An 11742-nucleotide genomic window follows, 5' to 3' on the forward strand; every position below is an offset into this window, starting at 1 on the left:
ACGCGGATTTGCAGTGATTATTTTTCCTGCTCTCATTCGCTATGTTCCCATCACGCCCTGATGACGGGCGGTTCCTTATGGAAGGACGAACAGATGAAAAGCAGAACCCTTGGAGACAATCTGACCGTATCGGCGCTCGGCCTCGGTTGCATGGGAATGACCCATGCCTATAGCCCGACCGGTGATGAAAGCAGTGCGATCGCGACGCTGCATCGCGCTGTTGACCTCGGCGTTACATTTTTCGATACGGCGGAAGTTTATGGGCCCTACACGAACGAAATTCTCCTCGGCAAGGGCCTGAAGCCTTACCGTGACAGGGTGGTGATTGCCACCAAGTTCGGCTTCAAGATTGATGGCAGCAAACCCGCGGGCCAGATGATGGTGGGAACGGACGGTCGACCGGAAAATGTTCGTGCCGTCGCCGAAGCCTCCCTCAAGCGCCTCGACGTTGACGCCATCGACCTCTTTTACCAGCACCGTGTCGACCCGGATGTGCCAATCGAAGAAACTGTTGGGGCGATGGCGGAACTGGTGAAGCAGGGCAAGGTAAAACATCTCGGCCTTTCCGAAGCCAGTGCCGAAACGCTCCGAAAAGCCCACGCCACCCACCCGATTGCCGCCATTCAGAGCGAGTACTCGCTGTGGACCCGCGACCCGGAAGAAAATGGCGTGCTGGATACCTGCCGTGAGCTTGGCATCGGTTTCGTACCATTCAGCCCGCTTGGGCGCGGTGCGCTGACCGGAGCGCTGAAATCGCTGGACGGACTTGCAGCTGATGATTTCCGGCGTGGCCTGCCGCGTTTCCAGGGTGAAAACTTCGACGCGAACCTGGCGCTGGTCAGACTTCTGGAAGACATGGCTGCCGAAAAGGGTGTGACTGCCGGGCAACTGGCATTGGCCTGGGTGTTGGCGCAGGGGGATTTCATCGTACCGATCCCGGGCACCACGAAGATTGCCAATCTGGAGAAAAACGTCGCGGCCGCTGATGTGTCCCTGACGCCGGAAGAAGTCGAAAGCCTTGGCGCGTTGCTGGCTCCGTCCAAGGTTGCGGGCGAACGTTATCCCGAACGCATGTCACAGATGGCCAATCGTTAAAAAACAAAAAGCCGCGGTGGTTGCCGCGGCTTTTTTCAATCTGTTATCCGACGTCAGGCGCGCAGAACGCCGCCTGTCGATTTCTCGACATTGCCGACGATCTTGGCCGTCAAGGCTTCGAAATCCTCATCGGTCAGAGTCTTGTCGACCGGTTGAATCTGCACTTCGATGGCGACCGACTTGCGGTTTTCTCCGAGCGATGCGCCTTCGAAAATATCGAAGACATTGACGCCTGTGATCAGTTTGCGATCAGCGCTCGTTGCAGCCTTGATGATCGCCCCCGCCTCTACGGCCTTGTCGACCACGAAGGCGAAGTCGCGCTTGACCGCCTGGAAGGGGGAAAGTTCGAGCGCAGGCTTGGTGCGGGTGGCTTTCTTCTTCGGCTCCTGCATGGCGTCGAGATAAATCTCGAAACCGCAATAGACACCCGACACATCCAGATCGGACAGTGTTTTCGGATGGAATTCACCGAAGTAACCAAGCACGACCTTCGGGCCCATCTTGATGGTGCCGGAGCGGCCGGGATGATACCAGGCAGGCCCGCCTGCCTCGATCTGGACATTGGCCATGGGGAGGCCGCAGGCTTCCAGCACCGTCAGTGCATCCGCCTTTGCGTCGTAGACATCCACGGGCTTGCCGCCGCCCTTGGACGCATTGGACCACATGCGGCCGCTGCCAGCGAGCGAGGCCGTGCCACGGCGAACACCGCCAGCAACACGGCGCTGCGTCTCAGGCGTGTCGCCTTCATAGGTGCCGGAGACCTCGAAGATTGCGACGTCACCATAGCCCTTGTCGGCATTGCGCTGTGCGGCGGTCAGCAGGCCCGGCAGCAGCGAGGGCCGCATATCCGACATATCGGCCGCAATCGGGTTGGCGAGCTTCAGCGCCGGCGAGCCGCCGCCGAATAGCTTCGCCTGCGCTTCCGGAATGAAGGACCATGTGACGGCCTCCAGCATGCCGCGGCTTGCCAGCGCACGGCGCGCGGTGCGCGTGCGGACCTGCAGCGTGGTCAGGATGCGACCGTTGACGGCACCGAAGCTTTCCAGCGGTTCCGGCTTGATATTGTCAACGCCATGAATGCGCATGACCTCTTCAACCAGATCAGCCTTGCCGTCGACATCCGGGCGCCAGGACGGCACAGTGACGGATACGCGCTCGCCCGTTCCCTCGACCCCAAAACCCAGGCCCTTGAGGATGGCCAGGCTCTCTTCAGCCGAGACTTCGAGCCCCGTCAGCCGCTTCACTTCCGCAAGCGGGAAATCCACGACCCTGGGCTGATATCCCTTGTAACCAACGACCTTGGCTTCGCCGGCAACGCCGCCGCAGAGCTCCAGAACCAGTTCGGTGGTCCGCTCCAGGCCCGGAACCATGTATTCCGGATCGACACCGCGCTCGAAACGGTAGCGCGCATCGGTGATGATGCCGAGCGAACGGCCGGTCTTGGCAATGTTGATCGGGTCCCAGAGGGCGGATTCGATCAGCACGTCGACGGTGTTTTCGTCGCAGCCGGAATGTTCGCCACCCATCACGCCGCCGATAGACTCGAGGCCCTTTTCATCGGCGATGACGACATTGTTCGGGCCGAGCTTATATTCACGCTGATCGAGCGCGAGGATCGTCTCACCCTCCTTTGCGCGGCGAACGGTCAGATCACCCTTGACCTTGGCGGCGTCGAAGACGTGCATCGGCCGGCCCTGATCGAAGGTCATGTAGTTGGTGATATCAACAAGCGCATTGATCGGACGCAGGCCGATCGCCAGAAGACGCTGCTGCATCCATTTCGGGCTGGGGCCGTTCTTCACACCGCGCACGATGCGTAGCGAAAAGCCAGGGCAGAGGGCGGGATCGTCCAGTTCCAGCTTGACATCGACGGGCGTTGCTCCTTCCACCTTGAAGGAGGGTGCAGGCTTTGTCTTGAGCTTGCCGAGACCGGAGGCCGCGAGATCACGCGCAATGCCGTAGATCGAGGTGCAGTCCGGACGATTGGGCGTGAGATTGATCTCGATGACAGGATCATCGAGGCCGGCATATGATGCGAAGGAAGTACCGACGGGCGCATCCGCCGGCAGGTCAATGATGCCGTCGTGATCGTCGGAAATGTTGAGCTCCTTTTCGGAGCACATCATGCCATGGCTTTCCACACCGCGAATCTTCCCGATGGCGAGCGTGACATCGATGCCCGGGACATAGGTGCCGGGACGTGCGAGCGCACCGACGAGCCCAGCGCGCGCATTCGGTGCACCGCAGACGATCTGCACCGGCTTGCCGTCACCCGCATCAACCATCAGAACTTTCAGGCGGTCGGCCTCCGGGTGCTTGTCGGCGGAAACCACCTTGGCAATGACGAAGGGCTTGTAGGCCGCCTTGTCGTCAACATCCTCGACCTCAAGGCCAATCGCCGTCAACCGCTCGCAGATCTCGTCCAGCGTCGCATCGGTATCGAGATGCTCTTTCAGCCAGGAAAGAGTGAATTTCATGTCTTTGCTCCTTGGCTAACCGGATTAAACGCTCAGACCGCCGAACAGCGTCGGCATGTCGAGCGGACGGAACCCGTAATGGTTCATCCAGCGGACATCGGCGTTGAAGAAATCGCGCAGATCGGGCATGCCGTATTTAAGCATGGCGATGCGGTCGAGACCCATGCCCCAGGCAAAGCCCTGATATTCATCCGGATCCAGCCCGCCGGCGCGCAGCACGTTTGGGTGCACCATGCCGCAGCCGAGAATTTCCATCCAGTCCTTGCCCTCGCCGAACTTGACGATGGGGCCGGAACGGTCGCACTGGATATCCACCTCGAAGCTTGGCTCCGTGAAGGGGAAGAAGGACGGGCGGAAGCGCATGACGACGCTGTCGACCTCGAAGAAGGCCTTGCAGAACTCCTCAAGAATCCAGCGCAGATTGCCGACATGCGCCTTCTTGTCGATGACAAGACCTTCGACCTGATGGAACATCGGCGAATGGGTGGCATCGGAATCCTGGCGATAGGTCTTGCCGGGGATGACGATGCGGATCGGCGGCTTCTGGCTCTCCATGGTGCGGATCTGCACCGGTGAGGTGTGGGTGCGCAGCACCTTACGCTCGCCTTTTTCGTCCGGCTGGAAGAAGAAGGTATCGTGCATCTCGCGGGCCGGGTGGCCTTCCGGGAAGTTCAGTGCCGTGAAGTTGTAATAGTCAGTCTCGATGTCAGGACCTTCGGCGATGGAGAAACCCATATCCGCGAAGATGGCAGTGATTTCGTCGACGATCTGACTGATGGGATGAATGCGGCCGCGCTCTGCCGGAGACTGGCGGACGGGCAGGCTGACGTCCACCGTTTCGGCCTTGAGACGCGCGGCGATGGCGGCGTCTTTCAGCGCGTTCTTGCGCTCGCCGATAAGGTCGGTAATTTCGGTCTTGAGCTGATTAATGGCGGCGCCGCGGGTCTGGCGCTCCTCCGGGCTCATGCTGCCAAGCGTCTTCAGAAGCTCCGAAACCGAGCCCTTCTTGCCAAGCGCGGAGACGCGCACGGCTTCGATGGCCGGTTCATCGGCAGCGGCGGCGATCTCCGACATCAATTGCGATTTCAAGGTATCAAGTTCAGTCATCTTTTCCTGCCTTGCCGGATTTTTTAACAGCGGCGTCGGTGTTCACAGCATTCATCAGATAGTCGGTCGCCATGATAAAGCGTCGCAGATCACTACCCATCCGCACGCGCCCGATCAACCGGGCAAGCGGTAAAAAACGCCCGAGAATGCGGGTCAAGCGGGTTAATTCTTCCAGTGCGCGGGGTGGAGCATTTTCGAGCCACCGCGAAAAGGCGGCGTCGCGGGTTTTGGGGGCATCATTGGCGCGCGTGGCAACCTGCAGAAACAGCAGCCAGATATCACGAGCCTGCGCCGTTTCCAGCGGCATGACATCCTGAGGGCGCTCCTCGAAATCCATGAAACCGATACGGCCATCCTTCAAGAAGAAGTCTCGTACATGCGGGCGGCCGTGGCAGAGGCCTGCGGCATGCAGCTCGCCAAGTGCTTCTGCGGATTTAACAAGCAGGGCGTCATGCTCGATCGGATCGGAGGCCTTCAGGGCATCCATGCGCTCCATGAGCGTCGGGCCTACATCTCCCAGCACCACGGCCGTGCGGGATGAGTAGATCAGCGGCGGAACCGGGAAGCCGCGCTGCTGGAACTGCTGCAAGGTTTCCAGTTCTCGCTGCATGAGGCCCGCGCCATCAAGCGGCTCGGAAGGGCGAAGAAAAGCGTAGGGCAGCAGTTTTGACAGCAGCTTCTGAATTTTCATCCACCACGTCACACGCTCCGTGCCCTGCCGTTTGATCCACACCGTCAGCTGCGAGAGTTCAACCTTCTGAATGCGACGGTCACTTTTCAGGAGGACACGCATCACGATTGCGATGTCATCGTCGTCGAGATGAACGCGAAAACCTTCCGCTTCCACAACCTCACTTTTATTGACCTGCATTTCGTCCACCAAAGGTTTCGCTTCAAACGGCGTGAATACTCCAACTCTTCTAAATTTCTAAATTAAAAAACGCCGATAGAAATGTATGGCAGCTGAAAAGAAAAAACCCGCGCCGGTTGCCCGACGCGGGTTCAAATGAACAACAGATTGTCCGCGCCGTAATTACTTTACAGCGGTTTCAAACTCGTTGGCCGTACCAGCATCCTTGAGGTACTCAAGCGCCTTCTTCGCTGCTTCGACGAGCGCGCCGAATGCTGCCGGCTCATGGATAGCCATGTCGGACAGAACCTTGCGGTCCACTTCGATGCCAGCCTTGTTCAGGCCGTCGATGAAGCGGCCATAGGTGAGGCCGAATTCGCGGACAGCAGCGTTGATACGCTGGATCCAAAGAGCGCGGAAGTTACGCTTGTTGACCTTGCGGTCGCGGTAAGCGTACTGCTTGGAACGATCCACGGCAGCCTTTGCTGCGCGGATGGTGTTCTTGCGGCGGCCGTAGAAACCCTTGGCTGCCTTGAGTGTCTTGGTGTGCTTGGCGCGGGAAGTTACGCCACGTTTTACGCGTGCCATGTCATGATCTCCTTAAAGTGTCCAAAAATGCGGAAAAGTCTCAGAGACCGTTCGGCAGGTAGTTCTTGACGACCTTCTTGCCGTCAGCTTCGGCGAGAACCATGGTTCCACGCGCGTCGCGAATGAACTTGTTGGTACGCTTGATCATGCCGTGGCGCTTACCGGCGGCGGCTGCAACAACCTTGCCGGTTGCAGTGATCTTGAACCGCTTCTTTGCAGCGGACTTCGTCTTCATCTTGGGCATTTTGCTACTCCGTTTTTGTATCGAAACAGGCAGACGAGGCCTATTTCAAGCTATTCAGGAACGGCCTCGGCATGCCCTGCCGGACCGTTCGGACGCGCGCTTATAACCGCAGTCGGTTAAAAGCGCAACGGGGAAAGCGAACTTCCCCGTGCGGCTCATTACGCCAGTTCTGTGGCGGTATAAGTTATTTCGGCGCGAGAACCATCATCATCTGACGGCCTTCAAGCTTCGGCTCGGCCTCCACCTTGGCAATCGCCTGAGTGTCTTCCTTCACCTGAAGAAGAAGCTTCATGCCCAGTTCCTGGTGAGCCATTTCACGGCCACGGAACTTCAGCGTCACCTTCACCTTGTCGCCATCTTCAAAGAAACGGCCCATCGCCTTCATCTTCACGTCATAATCATGCGTGTCGATGTTAGGGCGCATCTTGATTTCTTTGACTTCGACGATCTTCTGTTTCTTGCGCGCTTCAGCGGCCTTTTTCTGGGTCGCGTATTTCAGTTTGCCGAGATCGAGGATCTTGCACACCGGCGGTTCAGCGTTCGGCGAAATCTCAACGAGATCGAGACCGGCCTCCTCCGCCAGTTTCAATGCCTGATCCGTCGGCATGCTACCGAGGTTCTGGCCCTCTTCATCAATAAGCTGAACTCTGGGAACCCGAATTTCCCGGTTGGAGCGCGGCCCCTCCTTGACGGGGGCATCGGCTTTGAAAGGTCTGCGAATGGTCGTATTCTCCTGATCTGTTTCTGGATCACGTCGGCAAAAAACAGCTTGTTTGGTACAAGCGGCGGAAATGTCGTTATTGCCGTGGCGAAGTCAATAGCATATCTGCCCGAAAAGATCACCTGTTGTCACGGTTTTTGCAAATACGCCGCCGTTGTTCACTAAAATCAGGAGAATTGCATATACATGAGCGAACAAGCCGCCGAATTCCTGCGCGTAGGTCCCGATAACGACAGCCGCGAGATTGCCATTCTCCATCGTCCGGCGATTTCCGGCAAAAGCGCACCCATGCTGGTGTGGCTCGGCGGCTATCGTTCAGACATGACCGGAACAAAGGCGGTCGAACTGGATCGCTTTGCAGCGGAAAACGGCCTTGCCTGCCTTCGGTTCGACTATTCCGGCCACGGCGCGTCCGGCGGAGATTTCAAAAAAGGCACGATCTCCCGATGGCTGGAAGAGGCTCTCGCCGTAGTGCGTGCAAAGGCACAGTCGAGCGTCATTCTCGTCGGCTCTTCGATGGGTGGATGGATCGCCTTGCGCATGGTTGAGGAACTGCGAAAGACAGGTGGTGCCCCATCCGTCGCAGGCCTGATCCTCATCGCGCCTGCGCCCGATTTCACTGCGGAACTGATAGAGCCCAGCCTGACGGAGGCAGAAAAGACATCGCTGCTGGAGAGGGGATATTTCGAGGAGCACTCGGAATACAGTCCCGAGCCCAACATCTTCACCCGCGCGCTCATGGAAGACGGCCGGCAGAACCGCGTGTTGCAGGGCATCATCACCACCGGTTGCCCCGTTCACATCCTGCAGGGCATGCGCGATCCCGACGTGCCCTATCAACACGCGCTGAAACTTCTGGAACACCTGCCAGCCGACGACGTGGTTCTGACGTTGATCCGCGACGGCGACCACCGGCTCTCCCGGCCACAGGACATTGAAAGGATGCTCACGGCGGTTAGAGCCCTTGCAACATAGGCATTTCCGCAACGCTCTTAACCATATTCAACGAGTCTTGCGCGCCATTGATTGCTAAAGATTGACTCCTGCCCCCCAACTCTCTTAACTTTTCATTAAGAATTAAGGGACGGGTTTCATGATGAACGCACCGCTGGCGCGTGCGCTGCTGTCTGCAGTTGCCGCCGGGCTAATGACTGCTGCCTCCGCCATGGCGGAAACCAAGGGAAGCCCTTCCATGGTGACGGGCGGGATCACCTCCCAGCCGATCGGCCATTACGAGTTCTGTCAAAAATATGCCGATGAGTGCAACATTCGCAGCAAGGCGACGCCGCCGCCACGCGTCACCGACTATGGCTGGGGCGTCATTCGCGAGGTCAACACCTCCGTCAACACGACCATCGTGGCGATGACCGACCAGGAAATTTATGGCAAGGACGAGGTCTGGGAATACCCGACAACCGCCGGCGATTGCGAAGATTTCGTACTGCTGAAGCGCAAGAAGCTGATCGAGCGTGGATTTTCCGTGGCCGACCTGCTGATAACAGTCGTTCGCAAGCCTGATGGTGAAGGTCATGCGGTGCTTACCCTTCGCACCACGGATGGCGACTATATTCTCGACAATCTCACCGACGACGTGAAGCTCTGGACCGACACAAACTACACCTATCTGAAGCGGCAGGCGTCCTTTAATACGGGCCGCTGGGTTTCCATCGAGGATGGTCGGGACGTTCTGGTCGGCGCGTTGCGCTGATCTGCATGAAATCGATTATATCGAAAAGCCCGCGGCACGCGCCGCGGGCTTTTGCCTTTTAGCCATTGCCGATGATAATGCCGGCCGCCAGCACCAATGAGCCACCGAGGACCACCTGAAAGACGGCGCGCAGGAATGGCGTTTCCATGAAGCGGTTCTGAATGAAGGCGATAGCCCAGAGTTCCACGAAAACAACGATCGCGGCAATAGCCGTGGCTGTCCAGAAATGCGGGATGAGATAGGGCAGCGCGTGGCCGAGGCCGCCAATGGCCGTCATGATGCCCGATGCCAGGCCGCGCTTCAGTGGCGAGCCTCGACCGGAAAGCTTGCCGTCGTCATGAGCGGCTTCCGTAAACCCCATGGAGATGCCCGCGCCGACGGAGGCGGAAAGACCGATGAGGAAGGTCTGCCAGGTATCCTGTGTGGCAAAGGCCGCTGCAAAGATTGGCGCCAGCGTCGACACGGAACCGTCCATAAGCCCGGCGAGACCCGGCTGCACATAGGTCAGGAGGAACTGACGCTTGGCGGTCTCCTCTTCTTCCGTTCTGCCGTTTTCATCGAGATGTTTTTCCTCGAGCATATGCGCGATATCCTCGTGGCCGCGCTCTGCCTCCGCCAGATCACCGAGCAACTTGCGCGTCGAGGCATCCGTGGTGCGCTTGACGGCTTCGTCATAAAAACGGATTGCCTGCGCTTCCATCAATTCCGCCTGGGCGCGAATTTTTTCCAGTGAGAGATTCTTCACCAGCCAGTCCGGTGTGCGTTCGTAGAAACCACGCACATGTTCCCGGCGTATCAACGGTATGGTTTCTCCGAAGCGGCGGCGATGCATGTCGATCAACACGTTTCGATGCTGCTGCTCGACCTCGGCCATGTCGTCAAAAACCTTCGCCGATTGAGGATATTGCGCGCGCAGGTGATCGGCATAGGAGCGGTAGATGCGAGAGTCATCTTCTTCCGACGAGATGGCGAGCGCCAGGATTTCCTGTTCGCTGAGGGAGGAAAAGGGACGTTTGGAAAGCGAGAAAAGACTGTGGAACATGGCTGAAACCTTTTTAGAATAATTCTAAATACATCCGCATCACCCCGCGATCAAGCCATCTTAGAATAATTCTAATCAGTCAAAGCGCCGCATTGCCGATGGCAGCGCAGCGGCGTAAATTCGTTGGGAAAGGATCGATGATGCAGAACCCAGCCGCGGCAAGAGCCGCCCACAGCGCAGAAATTCAGGACAGGGCAGAAAAAGCGATGGCGGCTATCGGTGTGGATGCCCGTTTCATCGATCTGCTGGTGGAAACATTTTACGGTCGCGTGCTGAAGCACCCCGCGCTCGGGCCCGTTTTCGATGCGCGGCTTGCAGGCCGCTGGCCGGAACATATGGCCAGGATGAAGCAGTTCTGGGCGGCCGTCGCGTTCAAGAATGGCGGCTATGGCGGCAAGCCGGTCCAAGCCCATCTTGGCGTAAAAGGCATGACCGCCGAGCTTTTCCCCCAATGGCTTGCGCTGTTTTCCGCCACACTCGATGACATTGCACCGGGCAGAGAGGCGCACGACTGGTTTATGGAAACCGCTGAACGCATCGCCAGAAGCCTGACGCTCTCGCTCTTTTACAATCCGGCGCTCGATGATCCCGCGTTGACGCGATCGTCGTCTTAACCGCAAGGCGCGGGGCCTGGGTACGGCACCTGATTGCAGAGTTGGAACTATGACGAAGCGCCGCGCAGGAGCGCGCAGGTTTCGAACATTCCCTCTTGATGGCCGCAAGGATAAATGTTTAGTAGCCGGCGGGAGGCGTACCGTGCGGTTCGCCTGTAATATGAAGCATAGCAGGGCTTATCGACATGGATCGCAGATCATTTATCCGCAAGGCTGGCGCCGTGGGCGCCGGTGTTACCGCAACGGCGCTGGCCGCTCCGGCCATCGCACAAGAAAATCCCAAGATTACCTGGCGCATGACGTCGTCCTTCACCAAGGGCCTCGACATTCTGTTCGGCGCGGGCCAGATCGTCGCCGATCACGTTAAGGAAGCTTCCGGCGGCAATTTCGTCATTCAGCATTTCGCGGGCGGAGAGATCGTGCCGGCCCTGCAGGCTGCGGACGCGGTGACGGCCGGAACCGTCGAAATGGCGCATACATGCGCCTATTATTACGTTGGCAAGGACCCGACCTTTGCGCTCGGGACCTCGGTTCCCTTCGGCCTCAATGCGCGCCAGACGAATGCCTGGTTCAACCAGGCCGGCGGCAACGAGCTGCTCAATGAGTTCCTTGCCCAGCACAATATCTACTCGATCCTGCTCGGCAACACCGGTGCCCAGATGGGCGGCTGGTTCCGCAAGGAAATCAACACCATCGACGACCTCAAGGGTCTGAAGATGCGTATTGCCGGCCTTACCGGCCAGGTGATGCAGAAGGTTGGCGTGACGCCGCAGCAGATCGCCGGCGGCGATGTCTACGCCGCGCTCGAAAAGGGCACGATCGACGCCACCGAGTTCGTCGGCCCCTATGATGACCAGAAGCTCGGCTTCTACAAGGTCGCGAAATATTACTATTACCCCGCATGGTGGGAAGGCGGCCCGGCCGTTCATGCCTTCGTCAACCTGCAGAAGTTCAACGAACTGCCGGAAAACTACAAGCGCATCCTGAAAGACGCCTGCGCCGCGGGCAGCGCCAGCATGCTGGAACGCTACGATGCACGCAATCCGAAGGCGCTGAAGGAACTGGTAGCGCAGGGCGCGATCCTGCGCCCCTTCAGCCAGGAAATCCTCGATGTCTGCCACAAAGCGGCGCAGGAAACCTACGCGGAGATTTCGGCCAAGAACGAGAGCTTCAAGAAAATCTACGAGAGCCAGCAGGCCTTCAAGAAGGATGCCTATCTCTGGGCACAGATCGCCGAATACACCTATGACACCTACATGATGATCCAGCAGCGTAACGGCACGCTCTGATCGACAA

The 11742-nt window shown here is 58.4% G+C and carries 12 protein-coding genes; 5 read left to right on the forward strand and 7 right to left on the reverse strand.

The genetic code is table 11. From position 1 onward, the window contains the following. Positions 1-93: 93 nt before the first annotated feature. Complete coding sequence (locus WA845_RS04025; RefSeq protein WP_044459966.1) at positions 94-1095, forward strand: aldo/keto reductase; 1002 nt, start codon at positions 94-96, stop codon at positions 1093-1095. A 53-nt stretch (positions 1096-1148) separates the two neighbouring features. On the opposite strand, the gene pheT is transcribed toward WA845_RS04025, so the two are convergent. The 6 genes from pheT to infC all read right to left on the reverse strand — a co-directional run bounded on the left by pheT (position 1149) and on the right by infC (position 7082). After that, positions 1149-3572: a phenylalanine--tRNA ligase subunit beta gene (pheT, locus tag WA845_RS04030; protein ID WP_112556015.1), complete on the reverse strand. Its 2424-nt coding sequence runs from the start codon at positions 3570-3572 to the stop codon at positions 1149-1151. A gap of 24 nt (positions 3573-3596) precedes the next feature. Further along, positions 3597-4679 carry a phenylalanine--tRNA ligase subunit alpha gene (gene pheS, locus WA845_RS04035; protein WP_004439367.1) on the reverse strand — a complete coding sequence of 361 codons (1083 nt, stop codon included), beginning with the start codon at positions 4677-4679 and terminating at the stop codon, positions 3597-3599. Further along, positions 4672-5550, reverse strand: a complete 879-nt coding sequence (locus WA845_RS04040) for a lipopolysaccharide kinase InaA family protein (protein WP_037089609.1) — start codon at positions 5548-5550, stop codon at positions 4672-4674. The genes pheS and WA845_RS04040 overlap by 8 nt, the downstream gene beginning before the upstream one ends. A 162-nt stretch (positions 5551-5712) precedes the next feature. Continuing rightward, a complete protein-coding gene (gene rplT / locus WA845_RS04045) occupies positions 5713-6117 on the reverse strand; it encodes a 50S ribosomal protein L20 (RefSeq protein ID WP_003493358.1) in 405 nt (134 codons plus the stop codon). A gap of 40 nt (positions 6118-6157) precedes the next feature. Beyond that, positions 6158-6361: a 50S ribosomal protein L35 gene (rpmI, locus tag WA845_RS04050; RefSeq protein WP_003493355.1), complete on the reverse strand. Its 204-nt coding sequence runs from the start codon at positions 6359-6361 to the stop codon at positions 6158-6160. 184 nt (positions 6362-6545) lie between these two features. Then, positions 6546-7082, reverse strand: a complete 537-nt coding sequence (infC, locus tag WA845_RS04055; protein WP_004439353.1) for a translation initiation factor IF-3 — start codon at positions 7080-7082, stop codon at positions 6546-6548. A gap of 186 nt (positions 7083-7268) precedes the next feature. Between infC and WA845_RS04060 the strand changes: the two genes are divergently transcribed. Together WA845_RS04060 and WA845_RS04065 are read left to right on the forward strand one after the other, a co-directional pair. Continuing rightward, positions 7269-8057, forward strand: coding sequence for an alpha/beta hydrolase (locus WA845_RS04060; RefSeq protein ID WP_112556017.1), 789 nt, complete (start codon positions 7269-7271; stop codon positions 8055-8057). A gap of 118 nt (positions 8058-8175) precedes the next feature. Next, entirely contained in the window at positions 8176-8790 is a 615-nt protein-coding gene (locus WA845_RS04065) for a transglutaminase-like cysteine peptidase (protein ID WP_004439350.1), read from the forward strand. A 58-nt stretch (positions 8791-8848) separates the two neighbouring features. Here WA845_RS04065 and mbfA read toward each other — a convergent pair whose 3' ends face one another. Continuing rightward, complete coding sequence (gene mbfA / locus WA845_RS04070) at positions 8849-9832, reverse strand: iron exporter MbfA (RefSeq protein WP_006699734.1); 984 nt, start codon at positions 9830-9832, stop codon at positions 8849-8851. A gap of 140 nt (positions 9833-9972) precedes the next feature. On the opposite strand from mbfA, the gene WA845_RS04075 reads away from it, so the two are divergent. Both WA845_RS04075 and WA845_RS04080 read left to right on the forward strand, forming a co-directional pair. Continuing rightward, a complete protein-coding gene (locus WA845_RS04075; RefSeq protein WP_044459978.1) occupies positions 9973-10446 on the forward strand; it encodes a group III truncated hemoglobin in 474 nt (157 codons plus the stop codon). 185 nt (positions 10447-10631) lie between these two features. After that, a complete protein-coding gene (locus tag WA845_RS04080) occupies positions 10632-11735 on the forward strand; it encodes a TRAP transporter substrate-binding protein (RefSeq protein ID WP_004439343.1) in 1104 nt (367 codons plus the stop codon). Positions 11736-11742: the final 7 nt, after the last annotated feature.

This window comes from Agrobacterium sp. CMT1, from assembly GCF_037203725.1.
Lineage (GTDB): Bacteria > Pseudomonadota > Alphaproteobacteria > Rhizobiales > Rhizobiaceae > Agrobacterium > Agrobacterium pusense.